The sequence below is a fragment of the Nocardioides sp. NPDC057767 genome (assembly GCF_042798275.1).
GTDB lineage: Bacteria > Actinomycetota > Actinomycetes > Propionibacteriales > Nocardioidaceae > Nocardioides.
In genome coordinates, this window is the sequence record NZ_JBHVKJ010000004.1 from 82,440 (window position 1) to 101,216 (window position 18,777).

Annotated in this window: 13 protein-coding genes and 1 riboswitch; of the genes, 11 read left to right on the top strand and 2 right to left on the bottom strand. The window is 69.8% G+C overall.

Annotation, left to right across the window (positions count from 1 at the left end; genetic code table 11):
* Positions 1–56: 56 nt before the first annotated feature.
* Together ACFVDI_RS03670 and ACFVDI_RS03675 are read right to left on the bottom strand one after the other, a co-directional pair.
* Positions 57–1,679 carry an alkaline phosphatase D family protein gene (locus ACFVDI_RS03670; protein WP_378900682.1) on the bottom strand — a complete coding sequence of 541 codons (1,623 nt, stop codon included), beginning with the start codon at positions 1,677–1,679 and terminating at the stop codon, positions 57–59.
* 86 nt (positions 1,680–1,765) lie between these two features.
* Entirely contained in the window at positions 1,766–2,650 is an 885-nt protein-coding gene (locus tag ACFVDI_RS03675) for an oxygenase MpaB family protein (protein ID WP_378900685.1), read from the bottom strand.
* Between the two features lie 76 nt (positions 2,651–2,726).
* On the opposite strand from ACFVDI_RS03675, the gene ACFVDI_RS03680 reads away from it, so the two are divergent.
* The 11 genes from ACFVDI_RS03680 (at position 2,727) to ACFVDI_RS03730 (ending at position 18,699) form a co-directional block, all read left to right on the top strand.
* Positions 2,727–3,824, top strand: coding sequence for a hypothetical protein (locus ACFVDI_RS03680; protein ID WP_378900688.1), 1,098 nt, complete (start codon positions 2,727–2,729; stop codon positions 3,822–3,824).
* Positions 3,825–3,832: 8 nt separating this feature from the next.
* The gene (locus ACFVDI_RS03685; protein WP_378900691.1) at positions 3,833–5,281 is read left to right on the top strand and encodes a protein kinase; all 1,449 of its coding nucleotides are present in this window, start codon (positions 3,833–3,835) and stop codon (positions 5,279–5,281) included.
* Between the two features lie 51 nt (positions 5,282–5,332).
* Positions 5,333–6,514, top strand: coding sequence for an MFS transporter (locus ACFVDI_RS03690; RefSeq protein ID WP_378900694.1), 1,182 nt, complete (start codon positions 5,333–5,335; stop codon positions 6,512–6,514).
* 63 nt (positions 6,515–6,577) lie between these two features.
* Positions 6,578–7,003 (top strand): Fur family transcriptional regulator, encoded by a 426-nt coding sequence (locus ACFVDI_RS03695; protein WP_160028146.1) that lies wholly within the window; start codon positions 6,578–6,580, stop codon positions 7,001–7,003.
* Positions 7,004–7,099: 96 nt separating this feature from the next.
* Positions 7,100–9,250, top strand: coding sequence for a catalase/peroxidase HPI (gene katG, locus ACFVDI_RS03700; RefSeq protein WP_378900697.1), 2,151 nt, complete (start codon positions 7,100–7,102; stop codon positions 9,248–9,250).
* 132 nt (positions 9,251–9,382) lie between these two features.
* Complete coding sequence (locus ACFVDI_RS03705; RefSeq protein ID WP_378900700.1) at positions 9,383–11,842, top strand: transglycosylase domain-containing protein; 2,460 nt, start codon at positions 9,383–9,385, stop codon at positions 11,840–11,842.
* Positions 11,843–11,916: 74 nt separating this feature from the next.
* Positions 11,917–12,030: riboswitch (SAM riboswitch) on the top strand.
* A 55-nt stretch (positions 12,031–12,085) separates the two neighbouring features.
* On the top strand, positions 12,086–13,423 hold the full coding sequence (locus ACFVDI_RS03710) for an aminotransferase class V-fold PLP-dependent enzyme (RefSeq protein WP_378900703.1): 1,338 nt from the start codon (positions 12,086–12,088) through the stop codon (positions 13,421–13,423).
* 39 nt (positions 13,424–13,462) lie between these two features.
* Positions 13,463–14,518, top strand: a complete 1,056-nt coding sequence (locus ACFVDI_RS03715; protein WP_378900706.1) for a biotin/lipoate A/B protein ligase family protein — start codon at positions 13,463–13,465, stop codon at positions 14,516–14,518.
* Between the two features lie 474 nt (positions 14,519–14,992).
* On the top strand, positions 14,993–17,476 hold the full coding sequence (gene leuS / locus ACFVDI_RS03720) for a leucine--tRNA ligase (protein WP_378900709.1): 2,484 nt from the start codon (positions 14,993–14,995) through the stop codon (positions 17,474–17,476).
* A gap of 54 nt (positions 17,477–17,530) precedes the next feature.
* Complete coding sequence (locus tag ACFVDI_RS03725; RefSeq protein ID WP_378900714.1) at positions 17,531–17,701, top strand: hypothetical protein; 171 nt, start codon at positions 17,531–17,533, stop codon at positions 17,699–17,701.
* Between the two features lie 137 nt (positions 17,702–17,838).
* Complete coding sequence (locus ACFVDI_RS03730; protein ID WP_378900717.1) at positions 17,839–18,699, top strand: DegV family protein; 861 nt, start codon at positions 17,839–17,841, stop codon at positions 18,697–18,699.
* Positions 18,700–18,777: the final 78 nt, after the last annotated feature.

The following is an 18,777-nucleotide window of genomic DNA, read 5'->3' on the forward strand; positions in this document are numbered from 1 at the left end:
GTTAAGCCGCCCGACCCGGGACGGGCGTGGTTCGACACCCGTCCCGGATCGACTCGCTATGCCGGAACGAGCCCCGGCTTGCCGGACTCGGTGAAGAAGCGTCCACCGACGGTCAGCGGCGCGCCGGGCGTGCTGACGTGCGAGACGTTCTTGTAGGTGATCTCCGCGCCGGCGGTGTCGAGGGAGACCGTGGTGTAGCCGCGGAGGCCGTTGTAGAACTTCATGTGCGGGTTGCGCTCCAGGTACGCGGCCCAGTTGGCCGGGTGCTCGGCGCCGTTGCCGCCGGAGGTGATCGAGCTGGTGACCACCTCGGTGCCGAGAATCGGCGATGACGGGTCGTCGAAGTCGTCGTGGATGTTCAGTCCGTAGTGGACGTGCACGTCGCCGGTCAGCACCATCAGGTTCGACTGCCCCGACGCTTTCCAGCCGTCGAGCACCCGGCGCCGGGAGGCGGGGTAGCCGTCCCAGGAGTCCATCGAGCGCGTGCCGTTGCCGGACGGGTTGTCGCGGCGCGCGAAGGTGACCTGCTGAGGCACGACGTTCCAGCGAGCCGACGAGCGGCGCCAGCCGTCGATCAGCCACTTCTCCTGCTCGAGACCCGGCAGTGTCATCGACTCCGCCTCGGACTCCGGCGTCGGCACCTTCCAGCCGTCGCCGTTGGCCTGGTTGGTGCGGTACTGGCGGGTGTCGAGGATGTCGAACTGCGCCAGCCGGCCCCACTGCAGCCGCCGGTAGAGCCGCAGGTCGGAACCGGACGGCTGCTGCGGGAGCCGCAGCGGCTGGTTCTCCCAGTAGGCGCGGTACGCGGCGGCGCGGCGCACCAGGAACTCCTCCGGCGGCACCGAGTTCTCCGGGATGTCGGCGGCGTAGTTGTTCTCGGTCTCGTGGTCGTCCCAGGTGACGATGAAGGGGTGCGCGAGGTGGGCGGCGATCTGGTCCGGGTCGGACTTGTAGAGCCCGTAGCGCGCCCGGTAGTCGTCCAGCGTGACGGTCTCGTGGTTGAGGTGCGCGGGCAGCGGCTCCGTGTAGGCGCGCGTCCCGGCGGAGGCGTTCACGGCGTACTCGTAGAGGTAGTCGCCCAGGTGGAAGACCGCGTCCACGTCCTCACCGGCAAGATGCTTGTACGCGGTGTAGTAGCCCTGGTCGTAGCGCTGGCAGGAGGCGAGGGCGAAGGTCAGCGACGACACCGCGGCACCGACGGCCGGGGCGGTCCGGGTCCGGCCGACCGGGCTGATCCACCGGCCGACCCGGAAGCGGTAGAAGTACTCCGTCGCGGCGTCCAGGCCGCGGACCTCGGCGTGCACCGAGTGGTTGAACTCCGTATGCGCGGTGGCGGTGCCGCGGCGTACGACCTGGGTGAAGGCGGCGTCGCGCGCCACCTCCCAGCCGACCTCGAAGCGCGAGGGCGGCATCCCGCCGGTGGGCTCGAGCGGGAGCGGCGCGAGCCGGGTCCACAGCAGCACCGAGTCTGGCAGCGGGTCGCCGGAGGCGACGGCGAGGGTGAACGGGTCCGAGGTGATGGTTGAGGGAGAGCCGGCCGGGGCGGCGAAGGCGCCCGTACGTGGCAGGCCGGTGGTGAACGCCAACGCGGTCGCGGCGGCCGAGACGGTCAGGAACCGGCGGCGGTCGAGGCCACGAAGGGCACCGCGGAGATCAGGAGTGTTGCTGGGGGCAGGCATGGACGTGCTCCTGTCGATATGGGGGTTATCGACAACAGCGAAGCGGTGCCCGGTGAAGGCCTCGTGAAGTGTGGGGGAGGGGTGGGCTACGGCTTGGTGCCCTCGACGGGCTCAGCGGCCCGGTGCACCGGACATCCCGGCGCGAACGTGCCGAGCTCCTCGGTGTTGAACCCGTGCGGATAGCTCTTGATGCGCGGCATGTCCCGGACGTACGCAGGCTTGCGTCGTGCCGGCAGCAGAGCCACCACACGCGCCCGTGCCTTCAGCGCCCCACGGGACAGCGAACGCGCCACCCGCCCGGGCTCGGGATAGCCGAACGCCTCGAGCAGGTGCGGCTCCATCAGCGACAGCGAGAAGATCCGGATGAGCGGCGCCAGCGGGCGCGGGTAGAACGTGGTCAGCAGCTCGAGGGTCGAGTCGGCGACGGCACGGCTGCCTTCGTCGTACCCGAAGTGCTCGGCCTCGTAGGTGTCGAGGAGCTGCTCGAACTCCTCGTAGGTCGCCGGGATGTCCTTGATCCCCATCCGCTTTCCGAGGGCCTGGTAGTAGCGCAGGGCGGCGAGCTGTTCGTCAGGGGTCGACTGCCGCCAGCCGAAGTCCTGGTTCCAGCGTCGGGGGATCACCACGAACGTCGAGAGGACGTAGCGCATGTCGTCGTTGGAGATGTCGTACATCCGGTGCATCTGATTGATCCGCCGCACCGCTGCCCGGCCCCGCGGGCTGTCCAGGTCCTCGATCGCCGCGTCCTCCAGCAGCAGCGCGGTGTCGTCGTAGCGCTTCTGGGTGTGCTCGGTGAACTGGTGGGTGTCGGCCAGCAGCCGGCCGATCGACGGCACCGCATAGGTCCGGAACAGGGCGAAGCTCAGCGCCTGGGTCGTGTCCCAGGGAAACTCGTAGAGCCCCAGACGCCTCGAGATCTCCTGGAACTCGGTCTCCGGGTCCAACCCGGCCGTGCGCGACTTCTTGGGCATCGTGCCTCCTCGCTCGATACATAACTGTATCGTGATCTGGGTCACTTGTCGTGGCTCTCCCCGTAGTGTCTTCAGCATGGAGAAGTCGGGAACGCAGACGCCCCTGTCCCTCGCTGCCGCCCAGGCGGTCAGAACGTACGCCGCCACCACCCGCTCCGCTCTCGGCACCGCCGAGTCCCCGGTGATCTCGTACGCAGGTCTGTGGCTGCTCCTCGCCTCGCTGGCGCCCGCGTCGGAGACCGAGACGGACGAGGTCCTCGGCCTGAACCGGGCCGACGCCCGGGCCGCCGCGCTGACGCTGCTGGAGGCGCCGCACCCCACGATCGGGGCCGCGGTCGCCGGCTGGCTGCGCCCCGGCGTCGAGCAGACGAAGAGCCTGCCGGTCCTGCTCGACCCGCTCCCGGAGCAGGCCGGGCTCGACGCGTGGGCCGCGGAGCACACCCGCGGCCTGATCAAGGAGTTCCCGCTCGAGATCGACGCCCGGACGCTGCTCGTGCTCGCCTCGGCGCTGGTGGTGACGCCACGCTGGAGCGAGCCGCTCGACGACGACGGGGACGGGTTGCTGCTGCTCGAGGGCGGGTTCCAGGCGGTGGTGGAGACCGAGGCCGCCGGCCCGGTCGCGGTCGCCTGTCCATCGAGCGAGGACGGCATCTCGGTCTACTCCGTGATCGCCGCGGCAGATGTCGACGCCGACGACGTGTGGCGGGCCACCGACGAGGTCGTCCGGAGGATCGACGCGGGGGAGATCCGCAACCACACCTTCGATCCCGGCGGCGAGGCACCCGGCCACTCCTGGACGGTCGAAGAGGTGACGATCCTCGGCGGAACTCCGTCCGACCGCTGGCGCAGCCACCTCCCCGAGTGGAGCGCGGAGGACCGGCACGACCTGTCGGCCGCGCCCGGGGTCGCCGAGATCGCCCGCGGCGTGATGGCGGCGGTCCAGGAGGAGTCGGAGGCCGCCTGTGTACAGAAGGCGGTCGCGTCCTACGACCGAGAGGGTTTCGAGGCGGCCGCGGTGACCGGGATGATGGTCCGGGCAGCCGCCGCGCCGCGGGAGACGAAGGTGCGGCAGATCGATCTGAGGTTCGACCGGCCGCACGCGGTCGTGGCGATCGCGCGCGGGGGAGCCTGGGAGGGCATCCCGCTCTTCGGCTCCTGGGTGAACCCGGCATAATTTCCGTCATGGACGCGCACCCCCCGATCGCCGGCCGCTACCGGCTCCTCGACCTGCTCGGAGCCGGCGGTATGGGGGAGGTGTGGCGGGCGCGAGACACCGTCCTCGACCGCGATGTGGCGGTGAAGCTGCTGCGCGACGTGGACGACCCGACGATGGCCGAGCGGTTCCGTCGGGAGTCCCTCTCCACCGCTCGGGTGGTCCATGACGACGTGGTCAAGATCTTCGACGCGGGCAGCGACGACAACGATGTCTTCCTGGTGATGGAGCTGCTGCCCGGCCCGACCCTGGCCGAGCCGATCAAGCAGCATGGCGGGATGCCGGTCGACATGGCCGTCGAATACACCCGCCAGGTGGCCGCCGCCCTCGGTGCCGCTCACCGGGTCGGCGTGGTGCACCGCGACATCAAGCCGGCCAACCTCATGTTCGACGGCGACGGCCGGCTGACGGTGCTCGACTTCGGGATCGCCTACGCCATGACCGGGGTCGATGCCGGGTTGACCCAGACCGGCCACGTGATCGGCAGCCCCTCCTACCTCTCGCCCGAGCAGGCCGCCGGTGACCCGGTCGGACCGCCCGCCGACGTCTACTCGCTCGGCTGCGTGCTCTTCGAGATGCTCGCCGGCAAGGTGCCTTACTCCGCACCGCACCCGGTCAAGATCCTGCACATGCACCTCAGTGAACCGGTGCCGCGCATCACCGACCTCCGCTCCGTGCCCGCGCCGCTGGCGCGGCTGGTCACGCGGATGCTCGACAAGAACCCGGCCGCCCGGCCCTCGATGGACCAGGTCGGGCACGAGCTCGGTTACGTGCTCACCGGCGCCGACCCCGACGCCACCGACCTGCTGGCCTCCGGGCAGGCTCCGCGGCCGACCCAGACGATGCCGCAACGTCCGCAGCGGCCGCTCGACGAGCCGATGGCTCTGCCCGGCTCCCGCACCGGCGTCATGCCCCGCCCCGACGCCCCGCCGCCCGTGCGCGGGCCGCGTCCGGGATCGTTGCGGAAGTTCCCGACCAGCCGTCTCCTCGGTGCCGCGGCGATCGTGATCGCGTGCCTCTTCGCCGCCTCCTGGCTCGCGGCGTACGAGCCGGCTTCCGCCGAGGCCGACCAGCCGTCCCGGAGCTCCGACGACACCGGCGGCTCCGACAACACCGACAGCAACTCCGAGGGCTCCGACAACACCGCCGACGAGAACACCGAGGCGTCGGACAACAAGACCCTCAACCGCCTCGACCGGCTGGACCGCTGGCGCGAGAACCTGGAGGGCTGGAACGTCATCGACGAGGGTCAGTCCCAGGAGTGGGAGGACCAGATCCAGGACATTCGCGACCTCGTCGAGAAGGGCGAGAGCGCCAAGCGGGAGATGGAGCAGCTCCGCGACGAGTTCGACAGCCTGGGCAAGGGCGAGAGCAAGGACGGCGAGAAGATTCTCGACGGGCTGCTCAAGGGCGACTGACCTCAGCAAACGGGTGCGCGACCTGGGGGTGAGGGTGCAGACTTCGCGTCCATGACCCGACTCCAGCTGGCCCGGACGGCGGTCTTCGTCGCCTTCGCGATCCAGGGACTGACCTTCGCATCGCTGATCACCCGGCTCGAGTCGATCGCGACCAAGCTCGACCTCAGCGCCGGCGACGTCTTCGTCGTGCTCGGCGTCACCACCGCGATCGGGGCGCTGGGCAGCGTCATCGCGGGCCACCTCGCGACCAGGATCGGCAGCGCGGCGACCCTGTCGCTGATGCTGGCCGGTGCCTCCTTGGCCGCCGTCGCGCCGGCCTTCGCGCCGACGATGGCGACCCTGCTCGTGCTCAACGGCGTCTACGGCCTCTTCCTCGGCGGCGTCGACGCCTCCATGAACATGCAGGGCACGGCCACCCAGGACGCGTACGCCCGCCCGTTGATGAACGGCTTCCACGCGATGTGGAGCGGGGCGGCCGTCCTCGGCGCCGTCTACGCGACCGTGACGATCGCCCTCGGCGTACCTCTGGGCCTGGACATGATCCCCATCGCGATCATCGGCCTGGCGGCCAACGCCGCGACGTTCCGGCTCCTGCTGTCGCCGGAGGCGGTCGACGCGGCCGAGCACCGGACCAGCAGTACGCAGCGACCCAAGCCCCAGCTGCCGTGGCTGCCCCTCCTCCTGGTCGCGGTGCCGACCTTCGCGATGTGGTTCATCGACTCCGCGGCCTCGGCCTGGGGCGGGATCTACGTCGTCGACGGTCTGGGTGCCGCCGCCGCGGTCGGACCCGCGATCTACGCCGCCTACCAGCTCGTCCTTCTGGCCGTACGTCTCCCCGGCGACCGCCTCGTCGCCCACTTCGGTCCGGAGCGGGTGATCCGGACCGGCGGGATCGTCGGCGTCGGCGCCCTGGTGCTGATCGTCGCCGCCCCGCACTGGAGCGTGGCGGCCGTCGGTTTCGCGATCCTCGGCGGCAGCCTGGCGATGGTCCCGCCGCAGTCGTTCGTCGCCGCCGCCCACATCTCCCCGGACAACGCCGAGGAGGCGATCGCCCGGGTCAACCTCGCCAACTACGCCGGCTACCTCGCCGCCGCCTCCCTGATCGCCGCCGTCGCCGAGATCTTCGGCGAGCGCTCGATGTTCGTCATCCCGCTGGCGATCTCCGTCCTGGTCCCGCTGATGGCCCGCCGCTTCGCCACCCGCCCCGCGTCGGAGGCCGTGAGGCTCGGCTGATCCGGGGCGAAAATTTCCGTTCCGTTTCTTGACTCATTCAAGATTTCGCGTAGTCTCTGAGGCGTGGGGAACGCGGACTACGAACAGCTGCTGAGAGGTGCCTCCCTGCGCGTCACTCGCCCGCGAGTGGCCGTTCTGGGGGCCGTCACCGAGAACGCGCACGCCGACACCGAGACCATCCTCGGAGCGGTGCGCGAGCGGCTTCCGGACGTCTCCCATCAAGCCGTCTACGACTCCCTCGCCGCCCTCTCGGCGGCCGGGATCGTACGCCGCATCCAGCCGTCCGGCTCGGTGGCTCGTTACGAGACCCGGGTCGGGGACAACCACCACCACGTGGTCTGCCGCTCGTGCGGGGCGATCGCCGACGTCGACTGCGCCGTCGGCCATGCGCCCTGCCTGACGGCATCTGATGACAACGGCTTCACGGTCGACGAGGCCGAGGTCATCTACTGGGGCACCTGCGCGGACTGCAGCCTGTCCCAGGGGTAGAGCCCGAGCCGGCCGAGCTCGTCGTCGGCCGGCGCAACACATGTGAATCACAGCGTCTGGCAGCAGCCAGTCCGATCAGAAACGGATAGGAATCTCATGTCTGAAGAGGCCGTGAGCAAGTGCCCGGTGATGAACGCAGGCCGCGTTCACCCCACCGCCGGCAGTGCCAACCAGGAGTGGTGGCCGAACAAGCTCAACCTGAAGATTCTCGCCAAGGACGCCCCTGTGAGCGACCCGATGGGTGAGGACTTCGACTACGCGAAGGCTTTCGAGTCCCTGGACCTGCCTGCCGTCAAGGCGGACATCGCCGCGGTCATGACCGACTCCAAGGACTGGTGGCCGGCCGACTTCGGTAGCTACGCCGGACTCTTCATCCGGATGGCGTGGCACGCCGCCGGCACCTACCGCAGCCACGACGGCCGCGGTGGCGCCGGTCGTGGCCAGCAGCGCTTCGCGCCGCTCAACTCCTGGCCGGACAACGTCTCCCTCGACAAGGCCCGCCGTCTGCTGTGGCCGGTCAAGAAGAAGTACGGCAAGAACCTCTCCTGGGCCGACCTGATGGTCCTGGCGGGCAACGTGGCGATGGAGGAGGGCGGCTTCAAGACCTTCGGCTTCTCCGGCGGTCGCGCGGACGTCTGGGAGTCGGACGACGACATCTACTGGGGTCCGGAGAAGGTCTGGCTCGACGACGAGCGCTACACCGGTGACCGTGACCTCCAGGCCCCGCTCGCCGCGGTCCAGATGGGTCTGATCTACGTCAACCCCGAGGGCCCGAACGGCAACAGCGACCCGATGTCCTCCGCGGTCGACATCAAGGAGACCTTCCGCCGGATGGGGATGAACTCCGAGGAGACCGTCGCCCTGATCGCCGGTGGTCACACCTTCGGCAAGACCCACGGCGCGCACCCGGACGACATGCTCGGCGCGGACCCCGAGGGCGCCCCGCTCGAGCAGCAGGGCCTGGGGTGGAAGAACGGCCACGGCACCGGTGCCGGCGCGGACGCGCTGACCTCGGGCCTCGAGGTCACCTGGACCTACCACCCGACCCGCTGGGACAACGAGTTCTTCCACATCCTCTACGCCTACGAGTGGGAGCTGTTCGAGTCGCCGGCCGGCGCCAAGCAGTGGCGTCCGAAGAACGGCGCGGGCTCCGACATGGTCCCCGAGGCGCACGGCGAGGGTAAGCGCGAGCCGCGCATGCTCACCTCCGACCTGGCGCTGCGCGTGGACCCGGAGTTCGACGAGATCTCCCGCCGGTTCAAGGACGACCAGGAGGCATTCTCCGACGCCTACGCCCGCGCCTGGTTCAAGCTGACCCACCGCGACATGGGTCCGAAGAGCCGCTACGTCGGCCCCGAGGTCCCCGCCGAGGACCTGCCCTGGCAGGACCCGCTCCCCGCCGAGGGTGGCGCCACCGACGAGGCCGCGATCTCCGCGGCCAAGGCGGCCATCGCCGCGTCCGGTCTGAGCGTGCAGCAGCTGGTCTCCACGGCGTGGAAGGCGGCGGCCACGCACCGTACGTCCGACCACCGCGGTGGCGCCAACGGCGGTCGTATCCGCCTCGAGCCGCAGATCTCCTGGAAGGTCAACCAGCCCGAGGAGCTCAAGCCGGTCCTCGCCAAGTACGAGGAGATCGCGGCCGCGACCGGTGTCTCCTTCGCCGACGTGCTCGTCCTCGCCGGTGGCGTGGGCATCGAGCTCGCCGCCAAGGCAGCGGGCCAGGACGTGACGGTCCCGTTCTCCGCCGGCCGCGTCGACGCGACCCAGGAGCAGACCGACGTCGAGAACTTCGCCTGGCTCGAGCCGGTCGCCGACGGCTTCCGCAACTACGACTCCGGGTTCCTCAACCTCCCGACCGAGTTCCTGTTCCTCGACCGCGCGAGCCTCCTCGGCCTCTCGGCCCCCGAGGCGACCGTTCTGGTCGGCGGTCTGCGTGTGCTCGGCAACAACTGGGACGGCTCCGACCTCGGTGTCTTCACCAAGACCCCGGGCGTGCTGACGAACGACTTCTTCGTCAACCTGCTCGACTACGACCAGCAGTGGACCCCGTCCGCCGACGAGGCGACCTACACCAGCTCCAACGGCTGGACCGGTTCCCGTGTCGACCTGGTCTTCGGCGCCAACTCCGAGCTCCGCGCCCTTGCGGAGGTCTACGGTGCCGACGACGCCAAGGAGAAGTTCGTCAACGACTTCATCAAGGCATGGGTCAAGGTCATGGACAACGACCGCTTCGACCTGAAGAAGTGACCTGCTGAGGTCGTACGCCGCGGCGTACGACCGACACGGAGGCCGGCCCCTTTCGGGGTCGGCCTCCGTGGTCATACCCACCCGGGTAGGATCAACGGCCGCTGCAATCAGTCGCCTAGGTCAGGTGGAGCAATGGAACACCGGAGCGCCGAGCCTCCGAAGGGTCCGACCGGTCCGCCGCCGTCGTGGCGCCCGCCCCCTCCGCCCGCTCCTCGGATCGCGGCCGAGCCTCCGCGGATCACGCCCAGCCGACCCGGTGCCCGTCGCGCCGCGCCGACTCCGTCGGCCGCCCAAGCGTTGCTCGCCCGGGCCGAGCCGGCCAAGGTCTGGGTGACCGAGAAGTGGGCCGTGGCCAGGGCCGCGACCAAGACGTCGGCGACGAGGGGCTCGGGCAGCCGGCCCTCCGCGCAGCCGAGCTGGCGGCGCTGGGGGAAGCTCATCGCGAAGGTGGCGCTGGTCGGCTTCCTGGCGATCGCCCTGATCGGCTCGATGACGGCGATCGTGGCGTACAACCGGATCACGGTGCCCGACCCCAACGCCGAGTTCGAGGTCGAGACCTCGTTCGTCTACTACAGCAACGGCAAGACCGAGCTCGGCCGCTACCAGGAGGGCGACCAGAACCGGATCAAGCTGGACGCCGACGAGATCCCGGAGCTGGTCAAGCACGCCGTCGTCGCCGCCGAGGACCGCACCTTCTACGAGAACAGCGGCGTCGACGTGAAGGGCATCGTGCGGGCGGCGTTCTCCAACACCACCGAGGGCACCGCCGGGGGAGCGTCGACGATCACCCAGCAGTACGTCAAGAACTACTACCTCAACTCCGAGCGGTCCTACTCGCGCAAGCTGAAGGAAGCGGTCATCGCCCTGAAGCTGACCCGGCAGAAGAGCAAGGACCAGATCCTCGCCGACTACCTCAACACGATCTACTTCAACCGCGGCGCCTACGGCATCGAGGCGGCGGCGAAGGCCTACTTCGCGAAGTCGACCAAGGACCTGTCGCTGCAGGAGGCCGCGGCGCTCGCGGCGATCCTCAACAACCCGGCGGGCTTCGACCCGGCCAGCAGCACCTTCCGCGGCAAGGAGAAGCTGCTCGGCCGCTACCAGTACGTCCTCTCCGGCATGGTCGGCCTCGGCTTCCTGAAGCAGGCCGAGGCCGACACGGTGAAGGACGCGCTGCCGAAGTTCCCGGCGAAGACGGTGTCGAGTCGGCTCGGTGGCCAGCGCGGCCACGCGCTCACCATGATCAAGGCCGAGCTGCTCGGCCTGAAGGGCGCCGACGGCAAGCCGCTGTTCACCGAGGAGAAGATCGACAGCGGTGGCCTGCGGATCACCGCGACCCTCTCGCCGAAGGTCATGAAGGCGTCGGCCACCGCGGCCAAGACCGTGAAGCCGAAGAACCGCAAGGCGTACGTCAAGAACGACCCGGAGCAGAAGAACGCGCTGCACGTGGCGACCGCCTCTGTCGACGTCGCCTCCGGTGCGCTGCTCGGCTTCTACGGTGGCCAGGACTACCTCGACAGCCAGCACAACTGGGCTGCGACCGGCGGGCACGCCGGGTCGACGATGAAGGTCTTCGCCACGGCTGCGGCGATCGCGAAGGGCTACTCGCTCGAGTCGACCTGGGCGGGCGACTCGCCGTTCACCACCTACACCGGGTCGCAGGTCGTCAACGAGGGCGAGCAGGCCGGCGTCGCCGACGGGATGGACTACGGCCAGTACATCACGATGCTCAAGGCGCTGGAGCAGTCGGTGAACACGGCCTTCATCGACATGACCGAGTCCATGGGCGGTGCCGAGGAGGGCCGCAAGGCCATCTACCAGACCGCGCTCGACGCGGGCCTCACGCCGGAGAAGGCGGACCCGAAGCATCCCGGCATCCCGAGCACGTCCGGCTACCTCACCGACCAGGACGACCGGATCGCGCTGGGCGGCGCCAACGTCAGCCCGATCAACATGGCCAACGCCTACGCCACCATCGCCAACGGCGGCTACCGCCACGACGTACACGTGGTGAAGAAGGTCCGCGACCGCGCCGGCAACGTCCTCTACAGCTGGAACGGCCGGAAGAACGCCCGGCACGCGATCTCCGAGGACATCGCCGCCGACGTGACGTACGCGATGCAGGGCGTGGTGCAGAGCGGCTCGGGCCAGAAGGCGCAGAGCATCGGCCGGCCGGTCGCCGGCAAGACCGGCACCGGCACCTGCACCAACGAGCAGTACGTCTGCTCGTCCTGGTTCGTCGGGTTCACCCCGCAGATCGCGACCGCCGTGCGCTACTCGCGCGGCAACGGCGAGGGGAAGCTCGACGGAGGCTGGATGCCGTCCTACTTCGGCGCCGACTATCCCACCGAGACCTGGGCGGCCATCATGGCGAAGGTCATGGAGGGCAAGGAGGTCGAGAGCTTCCCGGAGCCGGTCTACGTCGACGGGCCCGACCCCGAGACCGGCCACGAGGAGCAGCTGATCGCGCCGCCGCCGCCACCTCCCGAGGAGGAGGACGACGGCGAGGAGTGCGACCCGATCGCGGAGTTCTTCGGCGCCTGTGACGGTGACGGAGAGGACAACGGGAACCCCTGGGAGGGTCGTCCGTGATCTGAGATGCGTGCCCACTGATCGAGACGATGAGTTGGTGGGCGCGTCGGGTCTCGGGCAGCATCTCCGCCGAAGGTCACGACTGCCAGCGCGAAGCCCCGGCTTGCTGGCGGGCAACCCTCCCACGCGGTGGGGTGCTCCGGGTGACGACCAGGCCCTCGCCGAGGCGGCGTGGGCAAGCGCGTGCTTCGCCGGGCAGCCGTGGTGCGGCCCGGGGGAGCCATGACCCTGAAGGGTGCCTCCATGTCCCTGCTCCCGCTCGTCGGCTCGAAGACCCAGGTCCCGCTGCTGGACGGAACGAGCGTGACGTACGCCAACCTCGATGTCGCCGCGTCGGCGCCGGCCCTGCAGGCCGTGACCGACCGGGTGGCCGAGGTGCTGCCCTGGTACGCCTCGGTGCACCGCGGTGCCGGCTACCTGTCCCAGGTCTCGACCGCCCTCTACGAGGAGTCGCGCGCGACCATCGGCGCCTACGTCGGAGCCCGTGAGGACGACGTCACCGTCATCACCCGCAACACCACCGACGCGGTGAACCTGCTGGCCGGCTGCGTACCCGGGCGGGTGCTCGTCCTCGACATCGAGCACCACGCCAACCTGCTCCCGTGGCACCGGGTCGAGGCGGGCGTCACCGCCGTCGCCGGCCGGGACACGCTCGCCGGCACCATCGACGCTCTCGCCGGCGAGCTGGCCCGAGGTGACTACGCCCTGGTGGCCGTCACCGGAGCCTCCAACGTCACCGGCGAGGCGCTGCCGGTCGGTGAGATCGTCACCCTGGCCCATGCCCACGGCGCCCGAGTCCTCGTCGACGGCGCTCAGCTGCTCGCCCACCGCCACTTCTCGCTGGCCGCGACCGGCGCCGACTACGTCGCCTTCTCCGGTCACAAGCTCTACGCGCCCTACGGTGCCGGTGCCCTCGTCGGACGCCGCGACTGGCTCGACGTCGGCACCCCCTACCTCGCCGGGGGAGGGGCGGTCGACGACGTCACCCACGGCTCGGAGGTCGAGCTTGTCGAGACCACCTGGCAGCCCGCGCCCGCGCGGCACGAGGGCGGCTCGCCCAACGTCATCGGCGCCGCCGCCCTGGCCGCGGCCTGTACGACTCTCGGCGGCCTCGAGCCCGCCGAGCTGGACCGCCACGAGGCGTCGCTGAGGGGGCGCCTCGTGGCCGGCCTGTCCGCGCTGGAGGGGGTCGACGTCGTCCGCCTGTGGGCCGACTCCGAGGAGCCCGTCGGCGTGGTCACGTTCACCGTCGACGGCATCGAGCCCGGCCGGGTCGCGGCCTACCTCTCCGCCGAGCACGGCCTGGGCGTACGCGACGGCCGCTTCTGCGCCCAGCCGCTCCTCGAGCGCCTCGGGCTCGCCGGCGGCGCGGTGCGCGCGAGCATCGGCATCGGGACCGCGGTCGCCGACGTGGACCGGCTGGTGGCCGGCGTACGTGCTCTTCTCGCGGGCGACGTCCGCGGCGACTACGTCCTGGTCGACGGTGCCTGGACGCTCGCCGAGGACCCGCGGCCGCTGGTCGGGCCGGTCGGTCTCACCCGCCTGGCCGACACCGCCGGGTCGTGCGGCGCGGCGGTGTAGTGCGGGGATGAATCCAGGCGCTCACGGTGTTGACGAACTGTGAGTGAACGAGTGCATGGCGAGCGGAAGGTACGCGGCGGCAAGCTCGTCGTCGTCGACGCGACGGTCTCCGCCGACACGATCATCGACGTCGTCCTCTCGGGCGACTTCTTCCTGGAACCCGACGAGGCGCTGGGGTGGCTGAACACGGCGCTGGAGGGGCAGTCGGCCGACGCGTCCCTCGACCAGTTGACGGCCTCTCTGGATGCCGCCGCCCGTGACGCCGAGCTGGTCGGCTTCGGCACCCGTGACATCGCCCTGACGGTGCTGCGCGCGCTGGGGCGGGCCACGACCTGGGACGACCTCGACCTCGAGATCGTCGAGACCGGGCCGCTGTCGCCGACGATGCAGATGGCCCTCGACGAGGTCATCGTCCGCCAGGTCGCCGAGGGCCGCCGCGCGCCCAATCTGAGGTTCTGGGACTGGGCGAGCAGCGCGGTCGTGATCGGCAGCTACCAGTCGCTCTCCAACGAGGTCGACGCGGCCGCCGCCGAGCGGCACGGCATCGAGGTCGTACGCCGCGTCTCCGGTGGCGGCGCGATGTTCATCGAGCCGGGCAACACGATCACCTACAGCCTCACCGTGCCCGACACCCTCGTGGCCGGCATGTCCTTCCAGGAGTCCTACGCCTTCCTCGACGAGTGGGTGCTGCGCGGCCTGCGCAGCGTCGGCATCGAGGCCGCCTACGCCGGACTCAACGACATCGCCTCGCCGATCGGCAAGATCGCCGGCGCCGCGCAGAAGCGGATCCCCGGCGGCGTCCTGCACCACGTCACGATGGCCTACGACATCGACGCCGACAAGATGCTCGAGGTGCTCCGGATCGGCCGGGAGAAGATGTCCGACAAGGGCACCAGGAGCGCGGCCAAGCGCGTCGACCCGATCCGGTCCCAGACCGGCCTGAGCCGGGAGAAGGTCATCGAGGCGCTGCTGGCCGAGTTCGGGCAGAGCTTCGGGGCGCCGTACGTCGAGCTCGATCAGGGCACGATCGACGAGGCGGCAGCGCTGGTCGAGAGCAAGCACGACACGAGGGAGTGGATCGCTCGAGTGCCGTAGCCGGGGTGCTGCTGCACGTACGCGACTTCGTCGCCGGGCCCAAAAGATTTGGACTCCGCTGCTCGGAGCGTTCCTTGGATGAGATGGGGGGGTCCTCATTCACGACCGACATCACGAGCAGCGGAGCGTCGCCAGTTTGGCACGCTCGAACTGGCCGTCGCAATAGGTGAAGGCCCCTCCGGCCCTATTTTCTGTCGGTCGATCCGCAGGGCAGAACTCATGGAGTATCGAAAGTGTCTTTCTAGAGGCCTTCGACCCTGCCGTCGGCCACGGGCGCGGGAGTATGGCGGGGCTGCGAATGACGCTGGCGGCGGCGGTCGGCTACCCTGGACACATGCAGATGTCTGTCCTGCTTCTTAGGCAGCCGCGCTGACCCTGAGGGACACACCCCGGTCACGCGGCTACCCCTCCATGTGAGGGGTTTCTTCATTCCAGAAGCAGTCTCGACACGATCTCGACGAGGATGAAAGACCAATGACGCAGGAGCAGACCGAGCAGGCGACGTACGACGTCACCGAGCTGCAGGACAAGTGGCGCCCCATCTGGGAGAAGCTGGAGCCGTTCAAGGCGGGCCAGCGCGAGGGCGCCGAGAAGCGCTACGCGCTCACGATGTTCCCCTACCCCTCGGGCGACCTGCACATGGGCCACGCCGAGGTCACCGCGCTGCACGACGTGCTGGCACGCTACTGGTGGCTGAAGGGCTTCGACGTCCTGAACCCGATCGGCTGGGACTCCTTCGGCCTGCCCGCCGAGAACGCCGCGATCAAGCGCAACGAGAACCCCGCCGGCTGGACCTACGCCAACATCGAGACCCAGGCGGAGTCGTTCAAGCGCTACGGCATCTCCTTCGACTGGTCGCGCCGGCTGCACACCTCCGACCCGGAGTACTACAAGTGGACGCAGTGGATCTTCCTGAAGCTGTACGAGGCCGGCCTGGCCTACCGCAAGAAGTCCCCGGTCAACTGGTGCCCCAACGACCAGACGGTGCTGGCCAACGAGCAGGTCGTCAACGGCGAGTGCGAGCGCTGCGGGGCGACGGTCACCAAGCGTGACCTGACGCAGTGGTACTTCCGCACGACTGCCTACGCCGAGGAGCTGTACAACGGCCTGGACCAGCTGCAGGACACCTGGATCGGCAAGGTCGTCAACATGCAGCGCAACTGGATCGGCCGGTCCGAGGGCGCGCACGTCGACTTCGACATCACACTGTCCGACGGCGGGACCAAGAAGGTCACCGTCTTCACGACCCGTCCCGACACGCTGTACGGCGCGACGTTCATGGTCGTCGCCGCCGACGCGGACCTGGCCGCCGAGATCGTGGCGCCGGACCGGGCCGCTGCGCTGGAGAGCTACCTGGAGGACGTACGCAAGGCCTCCGACATCGACCGGCTGGCGACCGATCGTCCCAAGACCGGTGTCGACTTGGGAGTCACCGCCACCAACCCGGTCACCGGCGAGCAGATCCCGGTCTGGGCCGCCGACTACGTCCTGGCCGATTACGGCACCGGCGCGGTGATGGCCGTGCCGGCCCACGACCAGCGCGACCTCGACTTCGCCAAGGCGTTCTCGCTGCCGGTGCGTCGCGTCGTGGACGTGCCGGGCGCGGACAACCCCGAGGAGACGTACGTCGCGACCGCCGGTGACGGTGCGTACGTGAACTCTCCCGAGCTGGAGGGCGTCGCCGACAAGGCGAGCGGCATCCACAAGATCATCGAGAAGCTGGAGTCCGAGGGCCACGGCAAGGGCACGATCAACTACCGGCTGCGCGACTGGCTGCTGTCGCGGCAGCGCTACTGGGGCGCGCCGATCCCGATCATCCACTGCCCGGTCGACGGCGAGGTGCCGGTGCCCGAGGCCGACCTGCCGGTGCAGCTGCCGGAGCTGAAGGGCGCCGACCTGAAGCCGAAGGGCGTCTCGCCGCTGGCCGCGGCCACGGAGTGGGTCAACGTCTCCTGCCCGAAGTGCGGCGGACCCGCGACGCGTGACTCGGACACGATGGACACCTTCGTGGACTCGTCGTGGTACTTCCTGCGTTACCTGTCGCCGACCGACGAGACCCAGGCGTTCTCCTCCGAGGCCGCCCGCGAGTGGGGACCGGTCGACTTCTACCTGGGTGGCGACGAGCACGCGGTGCTGCACCTGCTGTACGCCCGCTTCTTCACCAAGGCGCTGCGCGACATCGGCCTGATCGACTGGGACGAGCCGTTCTCGGCCTACCTGTCGCAGGGCAAGGTCATCAACGGTGGCAAGAAGATGTCGAAGTCCCTGGGCAACGGCGTGAACCTGAGCGACGTGCTGGAGGAGTTCGGCGTCGACGCGACCCGGCTGACCCTGGTCTTCGCGTCCCCGCCGGAGGACAACATCGACTGGGCCGACGTCTCTCCGGCCGGCTCGGTGAAGTTCCTGCAGCGGGCCTGGCGCCTGGCGGGCGATGTCACCTCGGAGCCGGGTGTGTCCTTCGACGAGGGGGACGTGGCGCTGCGCCGGGTCACCCACAAGACGGTCGCCGAGGCTGAGCAGCTGATCGAGTCCTACCGGTTCAACGTGGTCGTCGCTCGGATGATGGAGCTGGTCAACGCCACCCGGAAGGCGATCGACTCCGGTGTCGGTCCTGCCGATCCTGCCGTACGTGAGGCGGCGGAGACGGTCGCGATCCTGCTCTCGCTGGTCGCGCCCTACACCGCCGAGGAGATGTGGGAGCGTCTGGGGCACGAGCCGACGGTCGCGCGCGTCGCGTGGCCGACGCCTCTGCCCCACCTGCTCGTGGAGGAATCCGTGACCGCCGTCGTGCAGATCAAGGGCAAGGTGCGTGCGCGCCTGGAGGTCTCGCCCTCGATCTCCGAGGCCGACCTGGAGGCCGCCGCGCTGGCCGACCCGTCGATCGCCGCCGCGATCGAGGGCCAGACCGTACGCAAGGTCATCGTCCGCGCGCCCAAGCTGGTCAACATCGTCGTCTGAGACGGGGATGGTGGCGTCGTCTGACCGGACGCAGCCGTACTCCCAGGAGTGACGATGGCGCTGGCTGCGGCGCATGTGGCCCGGCCGGTCCGGAGAGACGACTTGTGGGGGATGCGTGCCGCGTTCGCGACCAACGCGAGCATCGGCGTACGTCCGATCAGTTCCGTCGACGACCGTGAGTTCGACGTCGGGGATCCGGTGATCGCCCAACTGCGAGCGGCGTAACGCCAGGTTTCCGGTCAACGGCCGTAGGTGCGATTCTCGCGGGCGGATGCGTACGTCAGGCGAAAGTCGGTCGCGACCGGTTCATGCGGCGAAACGCTTGGTTCTGGCCGCGTGGTGAAGCCCGATAGGCTGCGGGCATGGCCCGGGTAGCGATCGTGACCGACTCGACCGCGATGCTTCCATCCGATCTCGGGGATGCCACGGAGCTGATCACATCGGTGCCGTTGCAGGTGATCGTGGATGGGACGTCGTACGACGACGGGGTGGAGGAGACGTCGCCGGAGGCGCTGCTGGCGGCGTTGGCGGCGCACAGGACGGTGACGACCTCTCGACCCTCGCCGGCGCTGCTGGGGGAGGTCTACGCGAAGCTCGCGGCCGAGGGATTCGACGAGATCGTCTCCATCCACCTGTCCGCCGAGCTGAGCGCGACGTGCGAGTCCTCGATGCTCGCTGCCCGGGAGGCTCCGGTGCCGGTCATCACCGTGGACACGCGGCAGGTCGGGCCTGGGGTCGGGTTCGCGGTGATGGCGGCCGCGGCCGTCGCGGGTCGTGGTGGGAGTGCTGCCGAGGCGCGCGAGGCCGCGCTGTCGCGGGTCGAGGCGACGCGTTCCTACTTCTACGTGGACACGCTCGAGTACCTGCGCCGTGGCGGGCGGATCGGTGCTGCCGCGGCGCTGCTCGGGACGGCGCTGGCCGTCAAGCCGCTGCTCACGATCGAGGAGGGGCGCGTCGTGCCGCACGAGCGGGTGCGTACGGCTGAGCGGGCGATCGCCCGGCTGCAGGCGCTCGGGATCGAGGCGGCCGAGGACGCCGATGCCGTCGAGGTCGTGGTCGCCCACCTGGGCAGCCCGGACCGGGCAGCGGCGATGACCGAGGGGCTGCGCGCCGAGCTGGACGGCAAGATCGACGGAGACGTACGCGTCGGGGTGCTGGGTGCGGTGCTCGGGGCCCACGTGGGGCCGGGGTGTGTGGCGGTCGTCGTGGGGCCTCAGCTCTGAATCTCGGCGCTGTTGTGGGCCGATTGCTGTCCACAGGGACGGTTGAGGACCGGGTTCTCCACAGGCGCTGAAATCGCG

Excerpts from the sequence above, each read along its gene's own strand:
- ACFVDI_RS03670 (WP_378900682.1), bottom strand. The coding sequence starts at position 1,679 with ATGCCTGCCCCCAGCAACACTCCTGATCTCCGCGGTGCCCTTCGTGGC.
- ACFVDI_RS03710 (WP_378900703.1), top strand. The coding sequence starts at position 12,086 with ATGTCCCTGCTCCCGCTCGTCGGCTCGAAGACCCAGGTCCCGCTGCTG.
- ACFVDI_RS03675 (WP_378900685.1), bottom strand. The coding sequence starts at position 2,650 with ATGCCCAAGAAGTCGCGCACGGCCGGGTTGGACCCGGAGACCGAGTTC.
- ACFVDI_RS03725 (WP_378900714.1), top strand. The coding sequence starts at position 17,531 with ATGGCGCTGGCTGCGGCGCATGTGGCCCGGCCGGTCCGGAGAGACGAC.
- leuS (WP_378900709.1), top strand. The coding sequence starts at position 14,993 with ATGACGCAGGAGCAGACCGAGCAGGCGACGTACGACGTCACCGAGCTG.
- ACFVDI_RS03685 (WP_378900691.1), top strand. The coding sequence starts at position 3,833 with ATGGACGCGCACCCCCCGATCGCCGGCCGCTACCGGCTCCTCGACCTG.
- ACFVDI_RS03690 (WP_378900694.1), top strand. The coding sequence starts at position 5,333 with ATGACCCGACTCCAGCTGGCCCGGACGGCGGTCTTCGTCGCCTTCGCG.
- ACFVDI_RS03705 (WP_378900700.1), top strand. The coding sequence starts at position 9,383 with ATGGAACACCGGAGCGCCGAGCCTCCGAAGGGTCCGACCGGTCCGCCG.
- ACFVDI_RS03680 (WP_378900688.1), top strand. The coding sequence starts at position 2,727 with ATGGAGAAGTCGGGAACGCAGACGCCCCTGTCCCTCGCTGCCGCCCAG.
- katG (WP_378900697.1), top strand. The coding sequence starts at position 7,100 with ATGTCTGAAGAGGCCGTGAGCAAGTGCCCGGTGATGAACGCAGGCCGC.
- ACFVDI_RS03730 (WP_378900717.1), top strand. The coding sequence starts at position 17,839 with ATGGCCCGGGTAGCGATCGTGACCGACTCGACCGCGATGCTTCCATCC.